The organism is Moritella viscosa (assembly GCF_900120065.1).
Classification (GTDB): Bacteria; Pseudomonadota; Gammaproteobacteria; order Enterobacterales; family Moritellaceae; genus Moritella; species Moritella viscosa.
In genome coordinates this window covers 78,892-102,660 of sequence record NZ_FPLG01000088.1, presented here as the reverse complement: position 1 = coordinate 102,660, position 23,769 = coordinate 78,892, and the positions used below count along the sequence as shown (strand labels likewise).

Sequence of the window (23,769 nt, the reverse complement as noted above, 5' to 3'; positions counted from 1 at the left end):
GCATTACTTGTAAAAGTTGTTGCTGGTAAAAGAATTACGTACCGCCAATGCTAGTTTAGGCTATCATTGGCGTTTGTGTTTACAATTTATTGGAGGTGGCATGGCATTAGCTGCTAATAAACGTTCAGTTATGGTGTTGTATTCGGAGCCGACTGATCTATATAGTCATCAAGTCCGAATCGTCTTAGCTGAAAAAGGCGTAAGTGTTGATATTCATCAGGTTGATCGTAATAACCTACCTGAAGATCTAATTGATTTGAATCCATATCAGACAGTACCAACATTAATCGACCGTGAACTGACATTATATAACTCACGTATCATCATGGAATATCTGGATGAGCGTTTTCCGCATCCACCTTTGATGCCTGTTTATCCTGTATCTCGTGGTAGCAGTCGTTTAATGATGCACCGTATCGAGAACGATTGGTATTCATTAGTGACTAAGATCATGAAAGGCTCTGTTGAAGAAGCTGCTGTAGCGCGTAAGCAACTACAAGAAGCATTAATGAGTATCAGCCCTATTTTCGCTGAATACCCATACTTCATGAGTGAAGAGTTCAGCTTAGTTGATTGCTATATGGCTCCATTATTATGGCGTTTACCTGAACTCGGTATTGATCTTCCAGGTCAAGCTGCAAGTGAGTTAAAGAACTATATGCTTCGTGTATTTGATCGTGAATCATTCCAAGCATCTTTAACTGAACAAGAACGTGAAATGAGAATGTTAATGTAAGTTATGGATAAAATGACCCCAATTCGTCCCTATTTATTACGTAGTCACTATGAGTGGTTACTTGATAATGACTTAACACCACATATTGTTGTTGATGCACATATTGCTGGTGTTTATGTACCGCAGCAGTTTGTTCAAGATGGCCAAATTGTGCTGAATATTGCCCCAACAGCTGTTGTTGCTTTTGAGCTGAATAACACCGCACTGAGTTTTAATGCTCGTTTCGGTGGTGTGCCATTTGATGTTTATGTACCGATTGCGGCTATTACAGCTATCTACGCGCGTGAGAATGGCGCAGGTAGTATGTTTGAACCGGAACAGGCATATATCGACCAAGCAGAGCAAGAAAGCGCTGAAGCGGCTGTTGAGCCAAGTGAAGAGCGAAGTGTACCGGCGCTAGTTAGTGCGCCAACGGCTAGCTCTGATGATGAGAGCGAAACGCCTGAGCGTCCAAAACCTACTAAAGGTAGACCCTCTTTGCGGGTCATTAAGTAACATAACACTTAATTAACGAATCGATGCAGTACTTGAATTTGTCGACGGACAGTATTCAGTACTGCATTTTTTTATATTATATTTGCATGTATGTTCGCTGATTAGCGATAATCGAAAACTTTAATTACTTTATCTACACCCACGACATAACGTGCGGCTTCGGCAACTTTATTACCTTCTGTTTTTGTTACTCTTCCAATTAAGAATACTTCGGCATTCTCAGTGATCACTTTAATACCCAGTGGCTCAATATTTTTTAAATTAATAATACTGGTTTTTACCTTGGTCGTTAACCAAGCATCTTTACTGGCACGCTCAAATGAGATTGGTGTACCTAAACGTATCTGATTATATACTTGCTGCACTGACGTTGTATTTGCGGCAATCTCGACGATTTGCTTGCGCTCAGCTTCGGTTCTAACTTGACCAGATAGTAGTACTTTACTGTTGTTGGTTAAAATATGCAGGTTATTATTTAACAGCAGTTGTTTATTGGCATCATTAAGTCCTGCTGTGATATCCAAGGTAATTGTTTCATCATCAATTAATTGGCTAAAACTACCGGTGTTACTGCAGCCTTGTATAACAGTAAAACTCAGAAGAGTGATACTTATAGTCAGCCAATATTTTAGTTTTCTTGCTACAGCCATACTCATTCTTCGCACTCTTGTTGTGGGAATAAAGTTTGATCGATAATGTCACAAAGACAGTTAATGATCAGAGCATGTACTTCTTGTATTCTTGCTTCTCGGCGTGATGGTACGCGGACTTCGGCATCGTGTGGACCTAATAATCCTGATATTTCCCCCCCATCTTTACCCGTTAAAGCGACAATAGTCATATTGCGTGTTAGCGCTGCTTCAATGGCTTTAATTACATTACGGCTATGGCCACCTGCAGAGATCACCACTAGAATATCACCATCATTCCCTAAGGCTCGGACTTGTTTAGAATAAACCATATCAAAACTGGTGTCGGTGCCAATAGCTGTCATCAGCGTACAGTCAGGGGTTAATGCCAATGCTGGTAAGCTTGGGCGTTCGGTTTCGTAACGATTTAATAATGATGCAGAAAAATTCTGAGCCAAGCTCGCGGATGCACCATTACCACAGATTAAGATCTTGTTACCGTTTAATAAGCATTGTGCCATCATCATGGCTGAGTTTTGAATGTATTCAGGTAATGCCTCGGCTGCGGCGATCTTGGTTTGAATACTCTCAGTAAAATTTTCTTTAATTAGCTCTAACATGGGTATCTACTCTAAAAAGCATTGGTTATCCATTGAATATTATCACTGGAACCTTCAATGGCAATCACATCGAAACGGCAAGGGGTGTAGTTTTCATTTATTCCGTTGCGCACCATATAATATTGCGCCGTATAACGCAATTTTCGTTGTTTCGTGACCGGGATTGCTGAAATAGCACCGCCATAATGGGTGTATTGCCGATATTTTACCTCAACAAATACTAAGGTCGGTAGTGCTGTTGTTGATTTTACGTCACTGCTTGCGCCGTGCTGGCAAATTAAATCTATTTCACCTTGGCGACAAGCGAAATTCCGCGCCAAGATAATTAACCCTTGGCGCTGTAAAAAATCGGCTGCTATACCTTCAAAATATTCACCGCGTTTACGGGGTTGTTTTAGTTTCAGCGTTCGTGTCCTCAAGTCTTATCTTACCTGAGCGATATTTAGCCCAACTAAATTCGCGTTCGATAATACCGTTTTCATTAATATAAAGAATACCAGTCTGGCCAGCTAGGCGTAAGTCAGGAAAATTACGTAGCTGTAGCAGGTTTGGAATTAATTTAAATGAATCGTAGCCCATCGAAAATAGATTTTGCTGGATTTTCGACATATTTGGCCACAGTGCCAAAGTTTGCTGTTTCAGTTCGAGATCTGGGTTCAACAACCAAGGCATATCACTAAATATTAAACCATTAAGATCGCGGTTTTGGCTTTTGGAAAGATTATTACCATGAGTACGTGAACTTGCATACACTGCTACCTGTGGTGCATAAGGATTCTGGGTGGTAATAATGTAAGGAATTGCTAACATCGCTTCAGAAGGCGTGGCAATAATATAAATGGCATCAATATCACGACGACTGCGTGTTTTGGCTTTAATATTAGCACCGGCTAGGTTTTTCATTAAGTTAATACGCTGATTACTCGATGTCACTGAAAATAGCGAGGTCACCGTTTTTTGCATGTCACTGCGGCTTTTATATTTATAAATATCACTGGTATCTTGCGTGAGTAATTGCCATTGCTTGGCGAACACGGCTGATAAGTTATTACCTGAACGATTATTTGGTGCGAGTACTAATGGTTGTTTGATACCGTCTTTTTGCATTTTTTTCGCAGCCGCAATAACTTCATCATTCGAACTTAATGAGAAATAAAAAATATTTTCTGTTGCTGGCGCTTCTGTCAGTTTATTTAATGAGATTAATGGTACTTCTTTTACTAAAGGTAATACTTTGGTTAAATTTGATTTTAATAATGGACCTACAACAAAGTCAGCCCCATCATTAATGGCTTGTAAATACAGCTTATCTGCGCTTGTTTCTGCTGTATCATAGAAACGTAAGTTAACTCTATCGGCTTCTTCATCTTGATAGTAAGCACTTAGCATCCCATCTCTTATTGCTTTACCTGCTATGGCGCGTTTACCCGTTAAAGGAGCCAGTACCGCGATTTGATTTGGTGCATAAGGTGTTATTGCCATTGCTTTTACAAGTTCGATAGGGAAAGCACTCAATGCAGGGTGTTGTGGGTACTCTGTTTTCCATACTTGTAAATTCTGAATGAGTAATTGTGGTTCGGTACGATATTGTTGTGCGATCATACCTAAATGATACCAACCTGAAAGTGTTGGGTTTTCTGTATCAAATTGCGATGTTAGTTGTTGTAACTCTGATGTCGGTATTATCGTGACTAACTTCCATATACGCGTATTATTGGTACTATGCAGTTTTGCATCAAGGAAGTCATTTAACGCGACGCGGTATTCAACCGCTTTAGCATTATTATTCTGCAGCTCGGAAATAGTGGCGTTTAATAGATAGTAGCGTTGCCAATGTGCGAGTTTCATTGTACTTAGTGTCGAGCTAAAGTTCAATATTGTGGCCGCATCATGATAGCGCTTTTCTAATAGATAGGCTTCTGATTTGATTAACGCCACTTCAAATAATTGCTGTGTTGATAGTGGGTTTCTCTCTACCGATGATAATATATCAAGCGCTGGTTGGGGATGACCTTCTGTAATCAAAGCGCGTGCGGATAATAACTGCCAAGAGATGGTTTGTGGTTTATTCGCTAATGCTATCTTATCAATGTAGTATTGCGCCGGTTGATCTATTTGCGTAAGCACGTCTGGCGCACCAATTAGCTGAGGTTTCGATGTTGCTTTTTCAGATGTTGTGGTACTTGAACACGCACTGAGCAGTAAACTCAAACTAAAAAACATAATCAAGCGGGAATAACTGTGCTTAAATTCCATTGGTGTATTATCCTGCAAAAGAGATTTATAATACCCCTATACTAAAGCATCATCGCTTAACAAAAAACTACCCATGAGAATGAAATGTCTGAACAAGCAACTTTATTTATCGTTCCAACCCCGATTGGCAACCTTTCTGATATCACAGAGCGTGGTTTAGAGATACTAAGAAGTGTTGATTTAATTGCTGCAGAAGATACCCGCCATACGGGGAAACTGCTAAGCCATTATCAAATCAAAACTAAAACATTTGCTTTGCATGATCATAATGAACAGCAAAAAGCAGAATATTTAGTATCAAAACTACAATCTGGTATCAGCATAGCGCTGGTTTCTGATGCTGGCACGCCGTTGATCAGTGACCCTGGTTACCATTTGGTTAATACCTGTCGTGCACATGGTGTCAAAGTAGTACCACTACCTGGTCCTTGCGCAGCAGTAACTGCAATGAGTGGTTCTGGTCTCCCATCTGATCGTTTCTCGTTTGAAGGTTTTTTACCTTCGAAAGAAAAAGCCCGTAATGACAAGATCACCGAGCTGAAAGAAGAAACCCGGACGATGATTTTTTATGAATCACCGCGTCGACTGCAGTATACCTTAGATGCCTTAACGGCAATCATGGGGCCTGAACGTGAAGTGTGTGTTGCACGCGAAATAACCAAAGCGTTTGAAAGTATTACCACTATGCCAGTGGGTGAGTTAGCAGCATGGGTAGCGGAAGACAGCAACCGGAGTCGTGGTGAAATTGTATTATTAGTTTCTGGTTACAAACCTACGGGCCTAGAGATACCAGCTAAGGTTCTGAATACATTAAGATTATTAAATGAAGAATTGCCATTGAAAAAAGCGGCTGCATTAACGGCTGAAATTCACGGTGGCAAAAAAAATGCTTTGTATAAGTGGGGTTTAGAAAACTTTAATTAATCGCTGGATTTTTTGTCTTAGATTATGTAATATCCTTCGCCTTGGAGTTGGTCAGACAATCGCCGCTTTATGACTCGGTATTTATATCGAGGTTATAGAGGGGAGGAAAGTCCGGGCTCCACAGGGTAGGGTGCCAGGTAACGCCTGGGGGGCGCAAGCCCACGACAAGTGCAGCAGAGAGAAGACCGCCGATGGCTTTTTAGGAAGCACAGGTAAGGCTGAAAGGGTGCGGTAAGAGCGCACCGGACGACTAGTAATAGTTCGTTGCAGGGTAAACTCCACCCGGAGCAAGACCAAATAGGCTTTCTATAGGCGTGACCCACGCTGAAAGCGGGTAGGTTGCTTGAGTCTGTGAGCGATTGCAGACCTAGAGGAATGATTGTCCACGACAAAACCCGGCTTATCGACCAACTCCAAGACCTTATCTATATCTTCTTTACTATAGATAAGTTCTTGTTTATTTTTCCTTCTGATTATCAGCATCACTTGCAATACGTTTTACCCCTCCCTAAACTAGATCTTTTACGTTACAATAACCATTTTAGCACCTGCTATAATTTAAAGTATTTTTAAGAGCTTTCATCGACATGACACAAGAATTTGCACACGTATCCGTTTTACTTAACGAAACCGTAGCTGGGTTAGACCTAAAACCGGATGGTATTTATATTGACGGTACTTTTGGTCGCGGTGGTCACTCTCGCTTTATTTTGTCTCAGCTGGGTGAAAACGGCCGATTGATTGCAATCGATCGTGACCCTGAAGCAATTGCAGTGGGTGAAGCATTAAAATTAGAAGACCCACGTTTTGATATTGTTCACGGTCCATTTTCTGGTATTGCTGAATATATGGAAAATAAAGAACTGACAGAACAAATTGATGGTGTGTTATTGGACCTTGGTGTTTCTTCTCCACAGTTAGACGATGCATCTCGTGGTTTTAGTTTTTTACGTGATGGTCCGTTGGACATGCGCATGGACCCTACATCAGGTATCAGTGCAGCTAAATGGTTAGCAACAGCTGACTATGATGATATTGTATGGGTATTGAAAGTATTTGGTGAAGAAAAGTTTGCCCGTAAGATTGCCCGCGCCGTGGTATTTGATCGTGACGGCACGCCATTCGAAACAACAGCACAGTTAGCAAGTTTAATTTGCCGTGTGGTACCAAAATCGAAAAAAGAAACCAAACACCCAGCCACACGTTCATTCCAAGCGATCCGTATTTATATTAATAGTGAGTTAGAAGAGATTGAACGTGCATTAGCTGGCGCATTAAAATGTCTTAAGTCTGGTGGTCGTTTATCTGTGATCAGCTTCCACTCGTTAGAAGATCGTATTGTGAAGCAATTCATTCGTAAACAAGCGCGTGGTAAAGAAGTGCCATACGGCTTACCTATCATGCAAGAAGAAATTGATAAAACGCGTACCATGAAGGCAGTCGGTAAAATGCTAAAACCTTCGGAGCAAGAATTAGAATTCAATCCTCGAGCGCGTAGTTCTGTATTACGCGTGGCGGAAAAATTGTAATATGTTCGGCATTAAGTGGGATTTAGGTAAGGTTATCATGACTGACATCGGCCAGCATAAGCGAGTCGTTAGTCTATTGTTTGCCATCTTAATTTCCGCTTTTGCCGTGATCATGTTAACGCATGAAACCCGCTTAAAGACGAATAACAAAGAGCAGTTATTGACTCAGCGTGACTTGGCTGACATTGAATGGCGTAATTTATTGTTAGAACAAAGCACGTTAGAAGAGCACAGTAAAATTGAATACACCGCAAAACACAAACTCGGTATGTATCGACCAAGTACAGCAGAAGAAAAGTTGGTGACACAGCAGTGACAAATCGTAGAAATATTACCAACGAAGAACCAGCCAATTTTATCTTATGGCGCTATCGTTTAGTTGCAGCCACGGTTGTTATTATCTTTTTAAGCTTACTCGCCCGTACCGCTTATATCCAAGTTATTAATCCCGAACATCTGCGTCAACAAGCGGATATGCGCTCACTACGTGTGGCATCACAGCAAGTACAGCGCGGTATTATTACCGACCGCAATGGGGTGGAATTGGCTGTTAGTGTGCCCGTGATGGCGATCCATGTGGATCCGCGCACCATTAAAAATAAAAACAGTTTTGATAAAAAACGTGCATGGCAAGCGTTTGCAGAAATTCTCGATCTTAATCTTATTGATCTGCAAAAAAAAATCATGGATTCCAATGGTCGTTTTATGTATATAAAACGCCAAATTAGTCCCGCGGTTGCTAAGTATGTTGATGAATTAAAATTAGTCGGTGTAAGTTTGGCTCCAGAATCCCGTCGTTTTTACCCAACCGGTGAAGTTAGCGCACAGTTGGTTGGCATGACTAATATTGATGACAAAGGTATTGAAGGCGTTGAAAAGGCTTATAATGATTTTCTTACTGGTACCCAGGGTAAGCGTATTGTCCGTAAAGACCGATTAGGTAATGTTATTGAGGATATCTCTGTTATTCAGCAAAGTGAACAAGCCAATAATATCCAACTCAGTATTGATCAACGTATTCAATCGTTAGCCTATCAGCGCTTGAAAAAAGCGGTTAAATACAACGGCGCTGTGTCGGGATCATTGGTGATGATTGATGTAAAAACAGGAGAAATATTAGCGATGGTAAATAGCCCATCGTTTAACCCGAACAATCGCAGTAAGTATGACAGTTATAAGTTAAAAAATCGCGCTATCACGGATAGTTACGAACCTGGCTCCACAATTAAACCACTCGTAATTGCCAGTGGTTTAGATAACGGTATTATTGCTGCAGATTCTATAATTGATACAAATCCTGGCCGTATGCGTTTAGGTGGTCGTTTAGTACAAGATACCCGTAACCGTGGTGAGATGATACTGAGTGATATTTTACGTTATTCATCAAACATGGGCGTGAGTAAAATTGCGCTGAAACTAGGTCATCAACGTTTGCTGGATACGTATTATCAATTTGGTTTTGGTAATGAAAGTAGCTTGATCTTAAATGGTGAAAGTAGGGGCTATATGCCACGTCGTTCACGGTGGTCAGAGTTCGAGAATGCAACATTATCCTTTGGTTATGGTATGCAAGCGACAACATTACAGCTTGCTCATGCTTATGCAACAATTGCTTCTGGTGGGGTATATCGTCCACTGACAATTAGAAAATTGGATACGATGCCATTATCAGAACGGGTGTTATCTGAAGAGCACGCACAAGAGCTATTGCTCATGATGGAAAGCGTGGTGGAAAAAGGCGGTACGGGTGATAAAGCACGTATTGATGGCTACCGCGTCGCGGGTAAAACTGGTACTTCTCGTAAAGCTATTGCCGGTGGTTATGGTGACGATTATGTTGCTTTATTTGCTGGTATTGCTCCCGTGTCTAATCCTCGTTTTGCATTAGTGGTGGTGATTGACTCACCAAGCGGTGACCGCTATTACGGCGGTGTTATCGCGGCACCGGTATTTGCTGAAGTTATGGAAAGAACATTACAAATGTTAAATGTAACACCAGATGAAAAACAATCATTAACAGTAATAGCAAAAGACGCTTAAAAATTAAAGGACGCTTAGGCGTTAAGGGTTGTTTGATACTAAGGATTGTTAAATGCCACGGGCTTTAAATATTAAGGGTTTGGAAATGAATTCGTCATGTCGAGTCTTATCTCTACAAACGTGGAATATTGATTTTGAATTAGCGGTTAACGCATTGATTATTGATAGCCGGAAAGTGCAGGCGGGCGATTGTTTTGTCGCGATAAATGGTCATGCCCTTGATGGTCGCCGGTTTATTGGTAATGCATTACAATGTGGTGCAACAGTTGTACTGAAAGATGCTGATATTCAGGGAGAACATGGTCATATTGAATATGTTGATGGAATTCCTATTGTTGCTTTTTTTGGTCTTAATAAGGCCTTATCCGCATTAGCCGATAGTTTTTATCAATTCCCTTCGCAGCAATTAAAACTTGTCGGTGTTACTGGCACGAATGGTAAGAGCACTATCACGCAGATTATTGCCAATTGGGTTACTTTATTAAACGGTAAAGCTGGTGTGATGGGAACGATCGGTAATGGCTTATTCGATCAATTAGTGCAAACAGAAAATACCACAGGTAGTGGTTTAGATGTACAAGCTGAAATAGCGAGCCAAGTGCAACAAGGTGCAGAATTGTGTGCCATGGAAGTATCCTCACACGGTTTGATCCAAGGTCGTGTAAATTCTCTCGACTTTGATGTGGCATTATTTACCAATCTAACCCGTGATCATCTTGATTATCATGGAGACATGGATAATTATGCTGATGCCAAAAAAATCTTATTTCAAGGTGCTGTGAAACATAGGATCCTTAATGTTGATGATACTTACGGTAAAGCGTGGTCACAGCAATGGCCTGATGCTATCCGATTTTCAGTCCAGCAAGATTTATCAGCCTATTCTGGTGCTTTTTTATATTGTCATGATTTAAATTTTGATACCGGTGGTTTTAACTGTGAGTTAAAAACCAGCTGGGGTGAAGGTACATTGCGATGTGGTTTAATTGGCGAGTTTAATGCTTCTAATGTAGTGGCCGCTTGCGCGAGTTTGTTAGCTCTCGGTTATGATTTGGATGATTTATTACAGGTAGCACCAAAATTAACCGCCGTATGTGGCCGTATGGAATTATTCAAACAAGCAGGGCAAGCTGCTTGCGTGGTTGATTATGCTCATACACCTGACGCATTAGAAAAAGCCTTGCAAGCATTACGTGTGCATTGTGAAGGCAAGCTCTGGTGCATTTATGGCTGTGGTGGTGACCGAGATACAGGTAAAAGACCAATAATGGCACAAGTCGCTGAACAATTTGCAGATATGGCTGTCATTACAGATGATAATCCGCGTACTGAGTCTGCGTCTTCGATTGTAGCTGATATGAAAATCGGTCTTGCTAACCCTGATGTAATGCAAGTTATTCATGATCGCCGTAGTGCTATTCATTGGGCGATGGAACAAAGTCGTGCTGACGATATTATTTTAGTGGCAGGTAAAGGCCATGAAGATTATCAAATTATCGGTGTAGATAAACACCATTATAGTGATCGAGAGACGATCAGAGAGATGTTGAGTAAAAAATAATGATTAGTTTAGCGTTAAGTGCAATTGCGACACAACTCAATGCCAAGTACCAAGGTGATGATGTCGTCATTACTCATGTTTCAACAGATACACGCACGATTAAAGTTGGTGATTTGTTCGTCGCGTTAAGTGGTGATAATTTTGATGCCAATAGTTTCGTTGCCAAAGCGGCAGAGCAAGGTGCTATTGCTGCTATTGTAACAAAAAAGCAAGCGGTGGATATCCCGCAAATTCAAGTAAAAGATAGCCGTGTTGCTTTAGGTCTGTTAGGTAAAATGGTGCGTGAACATGTTAATCCTAAAGTTGCAGCGCTTACTGGCAGTAATGGAAAAACCACGACGAAAGAAATGCTGGCGGCGATTTTAAAACAAGTCGCACCAACATTAGCAACTGCAGGCAATTTTAATAACGATATTGGTGTTCCATTGACATTGCTTCGCTTACAGCAAGAAGACCAATTTGCGGTGATGGAGCTTGGTGCTAATCACAAAAAAGAAATTGCCTATACCACGGGATTGGTATTGCCAGATGTGGTGTTAATCAATAATGTTGATGCTGCACACTTAGAAGGTTTTGGTGATCTACAGGGCATCGCATTGGCTAAAAGTGAGATATTATCGGGGGTTAAGGAACAAGGCATGGCGGTACTAAACCGCGATGATAAGTTTTATCAATACTGGCTACGTAAAGTTGACTCACAGCGACACGTTAACTTTTCGGTTGTTGATGAGAGTGCCGATTATTTTGCAGCTAATATTGAATTTGCTGATTCGGGTAACCCGACGTTTAGATTATGCACACCAGACAGTGACTGTTCGATTAACTTAGGTGTTGCAGGTCGTCATAATGTCGCTAATGCATTAGCCGCCGCTGCAATGGCAAGTTGTTTTGGTATTGATATTAAAACCATTAAGTTAGGCCTTGAATCTATGGTTAATGTACAGGGACGATTGAAAATATCACAATTAACCCCACGTATTCGTATTATTGACGATAGCTATAATGCCAATATTGCATCAGTAAAGGCGGCCATTGATGTATTAACCCATTTCAAATCAACAAATGTATTAGTCATGGGCGATATGGGAGAACTGGGCGTTAGTACTGCTGATATGCATCAACAAGTTGGGCATTATGCTCAGCAGCAACAGGTTGATCATGTCTATACTTGTGGTGCCGTTAGTCGTGAAGCTGCATTAACTGCTGGTGTTATTGGTCGCGCCTTTTTAGCACAGCCAGCACTGGTTGATGCGTTAGCTGACTTAATCACTACAGCTCCCAAAGAGCAGGTGTTTACTTTATTATTTAAAGGTTCCCGTAGTGCTAAAATGGAGCAGGCAATCAGTTTGCTTACCACAAAGCTATCTGAGAACACTGCTATGTTAATCGAAAATACAATATTAGTTAAAAATACAGTAAAGGAAATAAAATGTTAGTTTGGTTGTTCGAATCTTTAAGTGAGCATTTCTCGCTATTCAGAGTTTTTTCATATCTCACATTTCGTGCAATTATCACGATAATTACCTCGTTATTACTGACATTATGGATGGGACCTAAACTTATCCGCTATTTGCAAGATATGCAGATTGGTCAAGTTGTACGTGATGATGGCCCTGAATCACATTTCAGTAAACGTGGTACGCCAACAATGGGTGGCGTAATGATCCTAGTTGCAATTTTAGTATCAACGCTATTATGGGCAAGATTAGATAATGCCTATGTTTGGATCATGATGTTTGTGTTTGTCGCATTTGGTGCGATTGGTTTTGTGGATGACTATCGCAAAGTGATCCGTAAAGATACCGATGGCTTGATTGCGCGTTGGAAGTATTTCTGGCAGTCAGCGGTCGCAATTGGTATCGCTGTTTATCTCTATGTAACGGCAGGTTCGGCGGCAGAAACGACATTAGTTGTCCCTTTCTTTAAAGAATATATGCCAGAACTTGGATTGTTATTCATTGTATTAACTTATTTTGTGATTGTGGGGAGTAGTAATGCGGTTAACTTAACCGATGGTTTAGATGGTTTAGCTATCTTACCAACGGTATTAGTGGCGGGTGCATTTATGCTTGTGTCGTACTTAACGGGTAACGTTAAATTTGCTGAGTATCTGTTTATCCCTTATATCCCACAAGCCAGTGAATTAGTGATTGTGTGCGCGGCTATGGTTGGCGCCGGACTTGGTTTCTTATGGTTTAACACGTATCCAGCACAAGTATTTATGGGTGATGTAGGTTCATTAGCATTAGGTGCGGGTTTAGGTACGCTAGCAGTATTAGTTCGCCAAGAGTTCATGTTGGTGATCATGGGCGGTGTTTTTGTTATGGAAACAGTATCGGTTATCTTACAAGTAGGTTCTTATAAGTTACGTGGTCAACGCATCTTTAGGATGGCTCCAATTCATCACCATTATGAACTAAAAGGTTGGCCTGAACCACGTGTGATTGTACGCTTTTGGATCATTACTATTATTTTAGTACTCATTGGCTTAGCCACGTTGAAGGTACGCTAATGACACCATTATCTGAGCAAAATATGGCATCGCCTATCGTTATTGTTGGTTTAGGCCAAACCGGTCTGTCTTGTGTTCGCTATTTTCTAAAGCAGGGAATTATTCCTGTTGTTGTGGATAGCCGTGATGCACCGCCGGGACAAGATGAGTTGCCAGCTCAGGTAACGTTGTACAAAGGGGGGTTACACCCTGAAGTCTTATTACAGGCTAAGCAATTAGTCGTTAGTCCAGGTATTGCCATTGCAACCCCCGAGATTGCTGCTGCACGGCAAAAGGGGGTGGAAGTGATTGGTGATATTGAATTGTTTGTCAGAGCTGCACAAGCACCAATTATTGCGATTACTGGATCGAATGGTAAATCGACCGTTACTACACTGGTTGGTGAAATGGCGAATGCAGCAGGTGTGAAGACCGCAATCGGTGGCAACATTGGCATTCCAGCATTAGACCTACTTGATGTAGCCGATCCTTATCAGTTATATGTGTTAGAGCTTTCAAGCTTTCAATTAGAAACGACCCATAGTCTAAAGGCTATTGCTGCGACCGTACTGAATGTAACAGACGACCATCTTGATCGTTACCCTGATTTCGAAGCCTATCGCCAAGCCAAATTGTCAATTTATCAGCATGCGCAAACCGTGGTAACAAATAGTGATGATGTATTAACGGCTTGTCCTCAACAAAATAATACGCTAAGTGCGGTTAAGCGTAGTTTTGGTGAGAGTGATGCTGATTATGGCTTGCTCCAACAGCAAGGGAGTACTTGGTTAGCTTATCAAGGTAAGGGCATTATCAGTGCTGATGATTTGCAGATCACCGGTGTACATAATTTAATGAACGCATTATCTGCCATAGCCCTGCTTGATGCCGCAGGTGTGGATAGAACTAAAACGTTACCGGGATTACGTCAATTTACGGGGCTAGCGCATCGCTGTGAGTTTATTCGTGAACTTAACGGGGTAAGGTGGATTAATGATACTAAGGCCACGAATGTCGGAGCAACGCTAGCGGCGCTGGCCGGGTTGAAAAGCAGTGTTAAAGGACGTTTATACCTGATTGCTGGCGGTGATGGAAAAGGCGCTGATTTTAGTCCTTTAGTCCCCGCATTACGTGATGACATTGCGTTGACGTATTGCTTTGGTAAAGACGGTGAACGTTTTTCGGCGTTAACGGATAATACGAAATTGGTCCCAGACCTGGCCGTTGCGATTGCTGAAATTAGTGAGTTTGTACAACCGGGTGACTGGGTTTTGTTGTCACCTGCTTGTGCAAGTATTGATATGTACGCTAATTTTATGGCTCGGGGTAACCACTTTAGAGCGCTAGTGAAGGCATTATAATGGAATTTCTGACACGGACGAAAGCCTATTTATTAGGTGCTGAAGAGCAGCGCGCGGCGGTTTATGATCGCCAATTATTATTATTAGCGATTATCTTAATGATGGTTGGTTTGGTGATGGTTGCATCGGCATCCTTACCTGAAGGTATTGCTCTGGGTGATGATCCCTTCATGTTTGTGAAAAAACATTTAGTCTTTCTGAGCGTTTCCTTGTGTGCTGCAATTTGTGTGTTGAATGTTCCGATTGCTTTTTTTGAGCGTAATAGTGTGCGGTTTTTATTTGTCGCTATTGGTTTATTGATCGTGGTATTAGTCATTGGTCGTACGGTGAATGGCAGTACTCGTTGGCTCTCGTTTGGTCCCTTGAATATGCAGCCCGCTGAGTTTGCTAAATTTGCTCTATTTACTTATTTTTCAGGTTATTTAGTCCGCCAAAAAAGCTTATTACAAGAAAGCTATAAAGGTTTTGTGAATGGATTACTTGTGATCGCCGTTATCTCTGCATTGCTGCTTTTTCAACCTGATTTCGGCTCTGTGATGGTTATTTTAACCACCAGTGTAGCACTGTTATTTATCGGTGGTGCAAAGTTGGTTCACTTCATGGCACTATGTGTCGTGGCTATTTTATTAGGTGTATTAGCGGTGATATTGTCGCCGTATAGAATGCGACGGATAACCTCTTTTCTTGACCCTTGGGATGACCCATTTGGTAGTGGTTATCAACTTACCCAATCTTTAATGGCATTTGGCCGTGGTAGCTTTAGCGGTGAAGGGCTTGGTAATTCGATTCAAAAACTAGAGTATCTACCAGAAGCTCATACCGATTTTGTATTCGCAATTTTGGCTGAAGAATTAGGTTTCATAGGCGTGTTTATCGTCTTGATGCTACAAATGTTATTAGTATTTAAAGCACTGCAAATTGGTCGTCGGAGTCTGGAGATTGATCAATCTTTTGCTGGTTTCTTAGCAATTAGCATTGGTGTTTGGTTTTGTTTTCAAACCTTGGTTAACGTCGGTGCAGCCTCCGGGTTATTGCCAACTAAAGGGTTAACATTGCCCCTCGTGAGTTATGGTGGGTCGAGCTTATTAATTATGAGTTGTGCAGTGGCTGTGCTATTGCGGATCGATTATGAATATCGTGCACAAAAAGTGTCGATGTCAAATTGTACAACTCCCAGTTAGTTATCATATGTATAAGTAACTTATGCCTTAATAACTGATTAAATCTATTACAATGAAAGATAATATTATGACAAAACGTTTATTAGTGATGGCTGGTGGTACTGGCGGTCACGTATTTCCTGGTATTGCGGTAGCAAAATATTTAGCACAGCAGGGCTGGGTGATTCATTGGATTGGTACTGCGGATCGTATGGAAGCCGATTTAGTCCCGCAACATGGTTTTGATATTTCATTCATTGATATTTCAGGGGTGCGTGGTAACGGAGTTAAGCGTTTATGCCTTGCACCCTTTCGAATTTTAAAATCCGTGTTACAGGCACGTAAAGTGATGAAAAAATTCAAACCTGATGTTGTTTTAGGAATGGGTGGTTTTGCTAGTGGACCGGGTGGCGTAGCGGCTTGGTTACAAGGTATTCCTGTGGTATTGCATGAGCAAAATGCGGCGGCAGGTCTCACTAACCGTCTATTAGCTAAAATTGCTAAACGTGTACTCATGGCCTTTCCTGGTGCATTTTCTCAGGGTCTGTTGGTTGGCAATCCAGTACGTGAAGATGTACTGGCTTTACATGCATTACCACACGTAAGCACTGACAAGCTGACGGTATTGGTTGTTGGTGGTAGCTTAGGCGCAAAAGTATTAAATGAAACGTTACCAGCAGCACTGGCGTTATTACCCCAAGATAAAATTAGTATCCGCCATCAAGTGGGCAAAAATAATAGTACTGCGGTGAATGTTGCTTATCAGTCTGCTGGTGTTACAGCTGAGATTAAAGTATCTGATTTTATTGATGACATGGCGCAAGCTTATCATCAAGCTGATGTGGTAGTGTGTCGCGCTGGCGCGTTGACGGTGTCAGAGGTGGCTGTTGCTGGATTACCCGCTATTTTTATTCCATTACCACATGCAGTGGATGATCATCAGACTAAAAATGCCCAATCATTGGTACAAGCAGGTGGCGCGGTATTGCTCCCACAAAGCCAACTCAATGCCGTGGATTTAGCCAAATTATTACAGCAATGGATTGACGATGAAGCACAACTTGTCGCTATGTCAAATGCAGCCAGAAGTGCTGCTATTCTAGATGCAACTGAGCAGGTCGCAAATACCTGTTCAGCATTAAGTTAAGAGAGATAGATAATGCCTGAACAAAAGATCGCACAACTAAGAACGGTAGTGCCAGAGATGCGTCGTGTGAAAACTATTCATTTTGTTGGCATCGGTGGTGCTGGCATGGGTGGGATCGCAGAAGTATTAGCGAACGAAGGTTACCAAATTACGGGGTCTGATCTCGCGCCTAATCCTGTGACTGAACGTTTAGTCAAATTAGGTGCAAAAATTAATTTTGAGCATAAAGCGGAAAATGTAGAGAATGCTAGTGTAGTGGTGGTATCAACGGCTATCGATCTCACTAATCCTGAAATTATGGCTGCACATGAAAACCGTATTCCTGTGATTAAACGTGCTGAAATGTTAGCAGAATTAATGCGTTTTCGTCATGGGATTGCAATTGCAGGTACGCATGGTAAAACGTCGACTACAGCGCTAGTGACAGGTATTTACCATCAAGCAGGCTTAGATCCTACATTCGTTAATGGCGGATTAGTAAAGAGCACTGGCACCAATGCAGGTTTAGGTAAAAGTCGTTACCTGATTGCTGAAGCGGATGAGAGCGATGCATCATTCTTACTGCTGCAGCCGATGGTTGCTGTCGTGACGAACATCGAAGCTGACCATATGGATACTTATGGTGGTGACTTTGCTAAATTAGAAAAAACCTTTATGGATTTTTTGCATAATTTGCCATTTTACGGTTTAGCTGTGATGTGCGCTGATGATGCTGTTATTGAAAAGTTGATCCCAGACATTGGTCGTCAGGTCGTGACTTATGGTTTTTCCGAAAATGCCGATGTACGCATTATTGATTATGTGCAAAAAGGTCATAAAAGTCACTTTACCATTTGTCGGAAAGATCGCGAAGATTTACGTGTTAGCTTGAATTCTCCGGGTCAACATAATGCCTTAAATGCGACAGCTGCAGTAGCCGTCGCGACTGAAGATGGCATTGATGATCGCGCTATTATTACCGCGCTCGCTAATTTTGCGGGTACTGGTCGACGTTTTGATCATCTTGGTGCATTTGATTCAGGTGCAGGTAATGTGATGTTGGTTGATGATTATGGTCATCACCCGACCGAGGTTGATGTTACTATTACTGCTGCACGAGCAGGCTGGCCTGAAAAACGTTTGGTTTCGGTATTCCAACCACACCGTTATACACGCACCCGTGATTTGTATGAAGACTTTGCAAACGTGTTATCAAAGGTTGATTTGTTATTTTTATTAGAAGTATACCCAGCAGGTGAAGAACCCATTCCTGGTGCTGATAGTCGTTCATTATGTCGTAGTATTAGACAACGTGGCAATATTGAACCAATTTTTGTTTCTAGTCCTGATGAAATCCCGGCCATTTTAGCTGAGCATTTACAAGATGGTGATTTGGTATTAACCCAGGGTGCTGGTAATGTGGGGACACTTGCTAAGGAATTGGCTGCAATGGAAATGAATGTTAGTACGATGAAACAATGGAAGAAGTAATCATGAGCGTAACAAGTACTAAAAAAGTAGCAGTATTATTTGGTGGGAATTCTGCCGAACGCGAAGTCTCACTAAAATCGGGTGTCGCAGTTACAGCAGGTTTACAACGTGCAGGTGTGAATGCACATGCTTTAGATACGGCTGAATATGATGTTAGTCAACTGAAGGGTGATGGTTTCACCCATGCGTTTATTGCGCTACATGGCCGCGGTGGTGAAGACGGTGTGATGCAAGGTGCGTTAGAACAGCTTGCTATTCCTTATACTGGTAGCCGGGTTTTAGGCGCAGCATTAGCGATGGATAAGATCCGTACTAAACAAATTTGGCAGTCTCAAGGTTTACCGACTGCGCTTTATCGTATTGTTACACCAATTAATTTTGATAATGCGATAGCAAGCGATATCATTGCAGATCTTGGTTCTCCCGTGATAATTAAACCAGCGAAAGAAGGTTCCAGTATCGGGATGGCTAAAGTACATAACGTCGCGGAATTAGAAACGGCGGTCACGGCTGCGTTTGAGTATGATAATGAGATCTTAATTGAGCAATGGATTGAAGGACCTGAATTCACGGTTGCAATTTTAGGTGATGAAGTACTGCCAGTTATTCAGCTTAAAACACCAAATACGTTTTATGATTACCAAGCTAAATATCAATCAAATACCACTGAATACTTGTGTCCAGCTCCCATTACTGATGAACAATGTCAGCAGTTGCAAGCTTATGCATTAAAAGCATTTCGTGCAGTAGCTGCTGAGGGCTGGGGTCGTGTTGATGCAATGTTAGATGCACAGGGGCAGTTCCAATTGTTGGAAGTAAATACAGTACCGGGCATGACTGAAAAAAGTTTAGTACCAATGGCAGCCAACGCTGCTGGGTATAACTTTGAGAGTTTAGTTTCTAAAGTATTAGCGCTCGCGCATTAATAAACGTATCTTGATATGACTGCTGTTATTCCAACACCGAGAGATGAAGCCGTAGATGATAGTATCTACGCGCTTACCGAACTTGAGATTCAAGCGGATGAATCCTGTGCGGAAGAATTAGCGCCATCACGCTTAAAGCGTGGTTTAGGTCTCTTATTCTTTTTTATGGTGGTAGTATTTTTTAGCTGGATGTTTAGTAGTATGGAAGCATACCTGACTGATGCCAGTAAAATGCCAATGTCAGCACTTATTATTCAAGGTGAACGAGATTATATCAGTGATGATGATATTCGCGTTGTATTACTGCAAAAACCGGCGATCGAAAATTACTTTTCGGTAAATGTTGATGATATTCAAAGAAAAATTGAATCATTACCTTGGGTTTATCATGCGTCGGTACGTAAAAGCTGGCCTGATTTATTACGTGTGTATATTCAAGAACAACCCGTAGTTGCAGTGTGGAATGATACGCAATTATTGAACGAAGATGGAATCGTGTTTGATGCCGATACTAATCGAGCACCAAAATCATTAGTGAAACTTTATAGCCCGAGTGATAGAATCAAACAAACATTGGCTAAATACAACGAATTCAATGGATTGCTGCAGCTTAATAATTACCAAATAGACGCGATGACACTGAATTTACGCAATGCAATAACGGTTGAATTAAGTAATGGTATAATGCTGCGTTTAGGACGAGAAAATGCAATGTCACGGATTCAGCGCTATATCGATTATGTTGCAGTATTAGATAAAGAAAAAATAGCCTATATAGATTTACGTTATGATACAGGTTTCTCAGTTGGCTGGAAAAATGACAAGAAAGAGTAATGATAATGACTAAGTCGATGGAACGGAAATTAATTGTAGGTTTAGATGTCGGCACATCAAAAATTGCCGTTGTTGTAGGTGAATTATTACCTGACGGTGAACTGAACATTATCGGTTTAGGAAAAAGTGCATCGAGAGGGATGGATAAAGGTGGTGTAAACGACCTGGAGTCTGTTGTTAAAGCGGTTCAACGTGCAAAACAAGAAGCCGAAATGATGGCTGATATGAAAATATCGTCTGTCTACCTGAGCATTTCAGGTAAACATATTAGCAGCCAAGATGAAATTGGCATGGTGGCTATCTCTGAAGATGAAGTCACGCAAGATGATGTTGATAATGTGATCTATACCGCAAGGTCTGTGCGAATTCGTGACGAACATCGAATTTTGCATGTAATTCCACAAGAATATGCTATTGATTATCAAGAACGGATTAAAAATCCTGTGGGTTTATCCGGCGTTCGGATGAAAGCTAAGGTACATTTGATCACTTGTCACAATGACATGGCAAAAAATATTGTAAAATGTGCTGAACGTTGTGAACTGCAAGTGGATAAATTAATTTTTTCTGCTTTAGCATCAAGTTATGCCGTCGTTACCGATGATGAAAAAGAGCTCGGTGTATGTGTTGTAGATATTGGTGGTGGCACTATTGATATCGCCGTATTCTATGATGGTTCATTACGTCATACATCCGTATTTTCGTATGCAGGTAATGCAGTTACTAGTGATATTGCGTATGCATTTGGAACCCCTCCTGCAGACGCGGAAGAGATTAAAGTTAACTTTGGTTGTGCGCATGCTCAGTTGTTACAACGGGATGATACCATCGAAGTTGCAAGTGTAGGTGGGCGACCATCACGCACTTTACAGCGACAAACACTTGCGGAAGTGATAGAACCTCGATACTCTGAACTATTCGGAATGGTTGAAGCTGAATTAAAAACTATTTTAGAGTCATTAAAACTGGAAAAATTGGCGGCTGGCATTGTTCTTACTGGTGGCGCGGCACAAATTGAAGGTTTAGTTGAATGTGCAGAAAGCGTATTCAACTCACAAGTTAGAATAGGTATTCCATTAAATATAAATGGATTAACTGAATATGTAAATACACCAGTGTATTCAACAGCGGTTGGCTTACTTCAGTTTGGTAAAGAACAGCAGTTCGAACCAACAACAGACGTAGTCGTAGAACGGAATAATTGTAATCAGTTACTTAAAAAAATAATGAGCTGGTTCAAAGGCGGGTTTTAAAACCCTATAAGATTTTTGGAGATATTACCATGTTTGAACTATTAGATGATAGTAACGATGAAGCTGTCATTAAAGTCATTGGTGTTGGTGGTGGTGGCGGTAACGCTGTTGATCACATGGTCAGTGAAACAATTGAAGGTGTTGAATTTATTGTCGTAAATACGGATGCACAAGCATTACGTAATTCAGCCGCTGGATCTGTTATTCAAATCGGTAACACTATCACTAAGGGTCTAGGCGCAGGCGCGAACCCTGCGGTAGGCCGTGAAGCAGCTTCGGAAGATCGCGATACTATTCGTGAGCAACTGCAAGGTTCTGATATGATCTTTATTGCTGCAGGTATGGGTGGTGGTACAGGTACAGGTGCAGCTCCGGTTGTTGCTGAAATTGCTAAAGAATTAGGTATTTTAACAGTAGCGGTAGTAACTAAACCTTTCTCATTTGAAGGTAAGCGCCGCTTGAATTATGCACAAGCTGGTATTGATGCATTAAGTGAACAAGTTGATTCTTTGATTACAATTCCTAACGACAAGTTATTGAAAGTATTGGGTCGTGGTGTCAGTTTATTAGATGCATTTAAAGCTGCAAATAATGTACTACTTGGTGCTGTACAAGGTATTGCCGAATTAATTACGCGTCCAGGTCTAATCAACGTGGATTTCGCCGATGTTCGCACAGTAATGAGTGAAATGGGTACTGCAATGATGGGCACCGGTGTTGCTTCTGGTGAAGATCGTGCAGCAGAAGCCGCAGAAGCGGCAATTTCAAGTCCGTTACTTGATGATGTTGATTTAGCTGGTGCTCGCGGTATTCTGGTTAATATTACTGCTGGCCTCGATATTAATATCGAAGAGTTCGAAACAGTGGGTAATTCAGTTAAAGCTTTTGCTTCTGACAATGCAACGGTTGTTGTGGGCGCGGTAATTGACCCTGAAATGACGGATGAATTGCGTGTAACTGTGGTTGTTACGGGGATCGGGGCTGAAAACAAACCTGATATTACTTTAGTACCAACGCCAGCGAAAAAAATTGAAGAAGCGAAAGTTGAATCGACGAAAGTTGACGAAACAGTTAAAGCGACAGTTGTACCGGCCGATAACCAAGTAGATGTACAGAAAATTGCTGTTGGTGAAAGTAATACGACAACGGCAACGAAAAGTGAACCGGATTATTTAGATATTCCGGCGTTCTTACGTCGCCAAGCAGACTAATACTTTACTGTATTATAGCTAGAACATGATTCAGTCTTTCGGGGGATTTTTAGCGTAAAGACTGAATTATATAAGACGTGTCTGGATTGGTGATTTTGCATTTTCAGTAGGGCTGTGGTAAATTGCTCGGCCTCGCGTTGGAGTGTGGGATTTAAATAGGGTGACATTAATGATTAAGCAAAGAACATTAAAACAAGCGGTACGTGGCACCGGTATCGGTCTGCATTCTGGCAACAAGGTTACCCTTAATCTTCGTCCAGCAGCAGCCAATACAGGTATTATTTACCGTCGTATCGATCTTGATCCAGTAGTTGATTTCAAAGCATCGGCTGACATGGTGAAAGATACAATGTTATGTACTTGTCTAATTAGCGAAGATGGTCATCGTATTTCGACTGTAGAACATCTAAACGCGGCCTTAGCAGGTCTCGGCATTGATAATATTATTATTGAAGTAGATGCGGCTGAAATTCCAATTATGGATGGTAGTGCAAGTCCTTTTATTTTCTTACTGCAAAGTGCGGGAATCGAAGAGTTAAATTGCGCTAAGAAATTTATCAAAATTAAACAACCTATACGTGTTGAAGATGGCGATAAATGGGCTGAATTTTTACCGTCGAACCATGGTTTTATTATGGATTTACGTATTGAATTTGATCATCCTGTATTTGAAGGTCAAAACCAACATATTCGAGCAGATTTTTCGGGTGATTGGTTCCATCAAGAAATCAGCCGAGCACGTACTTTCGGCTTTATGAAAGACATTGAATATCTACAATCACAAAACCTTGCACTGGGCGGTAGCCTAGAGAACGCTATTGTGATAGATGATTTTCGTATTCTTAATGATGACGGTTTACGTTATGAAGATGAATTCGTGAAACATAAAATGCTTGATGCTGTCGGTGATCTGTACTTGTCAGGTCATTCAATTTTAGGTGAGTTTAGAGCATTCAAAACTGGTCACGGCATGAATAACTTATTGCTAAGAGCATTACTTGCTAATCAAGAAGCATGGGAATTCACTACTGTAGATGAAGCCCAAGATGCGCCAATTCGTTGGTTAGAGCCAAATTTAGAACTGGCGTTATAATCTAATCAAATCGGTTTGGCATCTCGGAACTGG

The 23,769-nt window shown here is 41.3% G+C and carries 22 protein-coding genes and 1 other RNA gene; 19 read left to right on the top strand and 4 right to left on the bottom strand.

What is annotated here, in order from left to right; translation table 11 throughout:
• Window positions 1–100: 100 nt before the first annotated feature.
• Both sspA and sspB read left to right on the top strand, forming a co-directional pair.
• On the top strand, window positions 101–736 hold the full coding sequence (gene sspA, locus BT797_RS12555; protein WP_006032937.1) for a stringent starvation protein SspA: 636 nt from the start codon (window positions 101–103) through the stop codon (window positions 734–736).
• 3 nt (window positions 737–739) lie between these two features.
• Window positions 740–1,231, top strand: coding sequence for a ClpXP protease specificity-enhancing factor (gene sspB, locus BT797_RS12550; RefSeq protein ID WP_170860755.1), 492 nt, complete (start codon window positions 740–742; stop codon window positions 1,229–1,231).
• 101 nt (window positions 1,232–1,332) lie between these two features.
• Here the strand turns inward: sspB and BT797_RS12545 are convergent, their stop codons facing one another.
• Genes BT797_RS12545 through BT797_RS12530 form a run of 4 tightly spaced genes read right to left on the bottom strand, consistent with a single transcriptional unit; the run spans window position 1,333 to window position 4,736 of the window.
• Entirely contained in the window at window positions 1,333–1,881 is a 549-nt protein-coding gene (locus tag BT797_RS12545; protein ID WP_170860754.1) for a BON domain-containing protein, read from the bottom strand.
• A 2-nt stretch (window positions 1,882–1,883) separates the two neighbouring features.
• A complete protein-coding gene (locus BT797_RS12540; RefSeq protein ID WP_075472265.1) occupies window positions 1,884–2,480 on the bottom strand; it encodes an SIS domain-containing protein in 597 nt (198 codons plus the stop codon).
• An 11-nt stretch (window positions 2,481–2,491) separates the two neighbouring features.
• Complete coding sequence (locus tag BT797_RS12535) at window positions 2,492–2,899, bottom strand: YraN family protein (RefSeq protein ID WP_045112128.1); 408 nt, start codon at window positions 2,897–2,899, stop codon at window positions 2,492–2,494.
• Window positions 2,862–4,736 (bottom strand): penicillin-binding protein activator, encoded by a 1,875-nt coding sequence (locus BT797_RS12530; RefSeq protein WP_075472263.1) that lies wholly within the window; start codon window positions 4,734–4,736, stop codon window positions 2,862–2,864. The genes BT797_RS12535 and BT797_RS12530 overlap by 38 nt, the downstream gene beginning before the upstream one ends.
• 84 nt (window positions 4,737–4,820) lie before the next feature.
• Between BT797_RS12530 and rsmI the strand changes: the two genes are divergently transcribed.
• From rsmI to lpxC, 17 genes are all read left to right on the top strand, one after another.
• Entirely contained in the window at window positions 4,821–5,660 is an 840-nt protein-coding gene (gene rsmI, locus BT797_RS12525) for a 16S rRNA (cytidine(1402)-2'-O)-methyltransferase (protein ID WP_045112126.1), read from the top strand.
• Window positions 5,661–5,703: 43 nt separating this feature from the next.
• Window positions 5,704–6,079: RNase P RNA component class A (rnpB, locus tag BT797_RS12520), an RNA gene on the top strand.
• A 168-nt stretch (window positions 6,080–6,247) separates the two neighbouring features.
• Entirely contained in the window at window positions 6,248–7,189 is a 942-nt protein-coding gene (gene rsmH, locus BT797_RS12515) for a 16S rRNA (cytosine(1402)-N(4))-methyltransferase RsmH (protein ID WP_045112125.1), read from the top strand.
• A gap of 1 nt (window position 7,190) precedes the next feature.
• Entirely contained in the window at window positions 7,191–7,505 is a 315-nt protein-coding gene (gene ftsL / locus BT797_RS12510; protein ID WP_045112124.1) for a cell division protein FtsL, read from the top strand.
• Window positions 7,502–9,229: a peptidoglycan D,D-transpeptidase FtsI family protein gene (locus BT797_RS12505; RefSeq protein WP_045112123.1), complete on the top strand. Its 1,728-nt coding sequence runs from the start codon at window positions 7,502–7,504 to the stop codon at window positions 9,227–9,229. The genes ftsL and BT797_RS12505 overlap by 4 nt, the downstream gene beginning before the upstream one ends.
• A gap of 52 nt (window positions 9,230–9,281) precedes the next feature.
• Window positions 9,282–10,790 carry a UDP-N-acetylmuramoyl-L-alanyl-D-glutamate--2,6-diaminopimelate ligase gene (murE, locus tag BT797_RS12500; protein ID WP_045112122.1) on the top strand — a complete coding sequence of 503 codons (1,509 nt, stop codon included), beginning with the start codon at window positions 9,282–9,284 and terminating at the stop codon, window positions 10,788–10,790.
• Entirely contained in the window at window positions 10,790–12,226 is a 1,437-nt protein-coding gene (locus tag BT797_RS12495; RefSeq protein ID WP_075472261.1) for a UDP-N-acetylmuramoyl-tripeptide--D-alanyl-D-alanine ligase, read from the top strand. Before murE ends, BT797_RS12495 begins: the two co-directional genes overlap by 1 nt.
• Complete coding sequence (gene mraY / locus BT797_RS12490) at window positions 12,220–13,302, top strand: phospho-N-acetylmuramoyl-pentapeptide-transferase (RefSeq protein WP_045112120.1); 1,083 nt, start codon at window positions 12,220–12,222, stop codon at window positions 13,300–13,302. Before BT797_RS12495 ends, mraY begins: the two co-directional genes overlap by 7 nt.
• The gene (murD, locus tag BT797_RS12485) at window positions 13,302–14,642 is read left to right on the top strand and encodes a UDP-N-acetylmuramoyl-L-alanine--D-glutamate ligase (protein ID WP_045112119.1); all 1,341 of its coding nucleotides are present in this window, start codon (window positions 13,302–13,304) and stop codon (window positions 14,640–14,642) included. The genes mraY and murD overlap by 1 nt, the downstream gene beginning before the upstream one ends.
• A complete protein-coding gene (gene ftsW / locus BT797_RS12480) occupies window positions 14,642–15,823 on the top strand; it encodes a cell division protein FtsW (RefSeq protein WP_045112118.1) in 1,182 nt (393 codons plus the stop codon). Before murD ends, ftsW begins: the two co-directional genes overlap by 1 nt.
• Window positions 15,824–15,890: 67 nt before the next feature.
• Window positions 15,891–16,949 carry an undecaprenyldiphospho-muramoylpentapeptide beta-N-acetylglucosaminyltransferase gene (gene murG, locus BT797_RS12475; RefSeq protein ID WP_045112117.1) on the top strand — a complete coding sequence of 353 codons (1,059 nt, stop codon included), beginning with the start codon at window positions 15,891–15,893 and terminating at the stop codon, window positions 16,947–16,949.
• 9 nt (window positions 16,950–16,958) lie between these two features.
• Window positions 16,959–18,419 carry a UDP-N-acetylmuramate--L-alanine ligase gene (gene murC, locus BT797_RS12470; protein WP_170860760.1) on the top strand — a complete coding sequence of 487 codons (1,461 nt, stop codon included), beginning with the start codon at window positions 16,959–16,961 and terminating at the stop codon, window positions 18,417–18,419.
• On the top strand, window positions 18,407–19,345 hold the full coding sequence (locus tag BT797_RS12465) for a D-alanine--D-alanine ligase (protein WP_045112115.1): 939 nt from the start codon (window positions 18,407–18,409) through the stop codon (window positions 19,343–19,345). Before murC ends, BT797_RS12465 begins: the two co-directional genes overlap by 13 nt.
• A gap of 15 nt (window positions 19,346–19,360) precedes the next feature.
• Window positions 19,361–20,179 carry a cell division protein FtsQ/DivIB gene (locus BT797_RS12460; protein ID WP_045112114.1) on the top strand — a complete coding sequence of 273 codons (819 nt, stop codon included), beginning with the start codon at window positions 19,361–19,363 and terminating at the stop codon, window positions 20,177–20,179.
• 5 nt (window positions 20,180–20,184) lie between these two features.
• Entirely contained in the window at window positions 20,185–21,432 is a 1,248-nt protein-coding gene (gene ftsA, locus BT797_RS12455; RefSeq protein WP_045112113.1) for a cell division protein FtsA, read from the top strand.
• A 29-nt stretch (window positions 21,433–21,461) separates the two neighbouring features.
• Entirely contained in the window at window positions 21,462–22,643 is a 1,182-nt protein-coding gene (gene ftsZ / locus BT797_RS12450) for a cell division protein FtsZ (protein WP_075472259.1), read from the top strand.
• Between the two features lie 169 nt (window positions 22,644–22,812).
• Complete coding sequence (gene lpxC / locus BT797_RS12445; RefSeq protein ID WP_045112111.1) at window positions 22,813–23,736, top strand: UDP-3-O-acyl-N-acetylglucosamine deacetylase; 924 nt, start codon at window positions 22,813–22,815, stop codon at window positions 23,734–23,736.
• The last annotated feature ends 33 nt before the right edge of the window (window positions 23,737–23,769 follow it).

What these genes read in the sequence shown, in the direction of transcription:
- ftsA (WP_045112113.1), top strand. Translation starts at nt 20,185, where the DNA reads ATGACTAAGTCGATGGAACGGAAATTAATTGTAGGTTTAGATGTCGGC.
- rsmI (WP_045112126.1), top strand. Translation starts at nt 4,821, where the DNA reads ATGTCTGAACAAGCAACTTTATTTATCGTTCCAACCCCGATTGGCAAC.
- BT797_RS12540 (WP_075472265.1), bottom strand. Translation starts at nt 2,480, where the DNA reads ATGTTAGAGCTAATTAAAGAAAATTTTACTGAGAGTATTCAAACCAAG.
- mraY (WP_045112120.1), top strand. Translation starts at nt 12,220, where the DNA reads ATGTTAGTTTGGTTGTTCGAATCTTTAAGTGAGCATTTCTCGCTATTC.
- lpxC (WP_045112111.1), top strand. Translation starts at nt 22,813, where the DNA reads ATGATTAAGCAAAGAACATTAAAACAAGCGGTACGTGGCACCGGTATC.
- BT797_RS12465 (WP_045112115.1), top strand. Translation starts at nt 18,407, where the DNA reads ATGGAAGAAGTAATCATGAGCGTAACAAGTACTAAAAAAGTAGCAGTA.
- murE (WP_045112122.1), top strand. Translation starts at nt 9,282, where the DNA reads ATGCCACGGGCTTTAAATATTAAGGGTTTGGAAATGAATTCGTCATGT.
- BT797_RS12530 (WP_075472263.1), bottom strand. Translation starts at nt 4,736, where the DNA reads ATGGAATTTAAGCACAGTTATTCCCGCTTGATTATGTTTTTTAGTTTG.
- sspB (WP_170860755.1), top strand. Translation starts at nt 740, where the DNA reads ATGGATAAAATGACCCCAATTCGTCCCTATTTATTACGTAGTCACTAT.
- ftsZ (WP_075472259.1), top strand. Translation starts at nt 21,462, where the DNA reads ATGTTTGAACTATTAGATGATAGTAACGATGAAGCTGTCATTAAAGTC.
- ftsW (WP_045112118.1), top strand. Translation starts at nt 14,642, where the DNA reads ATGGAATTTCTGACACGGACGAAAGCCTATTTATTAGGTGCTGAAGAG.
- sspA (WP_006032937.1), top strand. Translation starts at nt 101, where the DNA reads ATGGCATTAGCTGCTAATAAACGTTCAGTTATGGTGTTGTATTCGGAG.
- BT797_RS12460 (WP_045112114.1), top strand. Translation starts at nt 19,361, where the DNA reads ATGACTGCTGTTATTCCAACACCGAGAGATGAAGCCGTAGATGATAGT.
- BT797_RS12545 (WP_170860754.1), bottom strand. Translation starts at nt 1,881, where the DNA reads ATGGCTGTAGCAAGAAAACTAAAATATTGGCTGACTATAAGTATCACT.
- murD (WP_045112119.1), top strand. Translation starts at nt 13,302, where the DNA reads ATGACACCATTATCTGAGCAAAATATGGCATCGCCTATCGTTATTGTT.
- murG (WP_045112117.1), top strand. Translation starts at nt 15,891, where the DNA reads ATGACAAAACGTTTATTAGTGATGGCTGGTGGTACTGGCGGTCACGTA.
- rsmH (WP_045112125.1), top strand. Translation starts at nt 6,248, where the DNA reads ATGACACAAGAATTTGCACACGTATCCGTTTTACTTAACGAAACCGTA.
- ftsL (WP_045112124.1), top strand. Translation starts at nt 7,191, where the DNA reads ATGTTCGGCATTAAGTGGGATTTAGGTAAGGTTATCATGACTGACATC.
- BT797_RS12495 (WP_075472261.1), top strand. Translation starts at nt 10,790, where the DNA reads ATGATTAGTTTAGCGTTAAGTGCAATTGCGACACAACTCAATGCCAAG.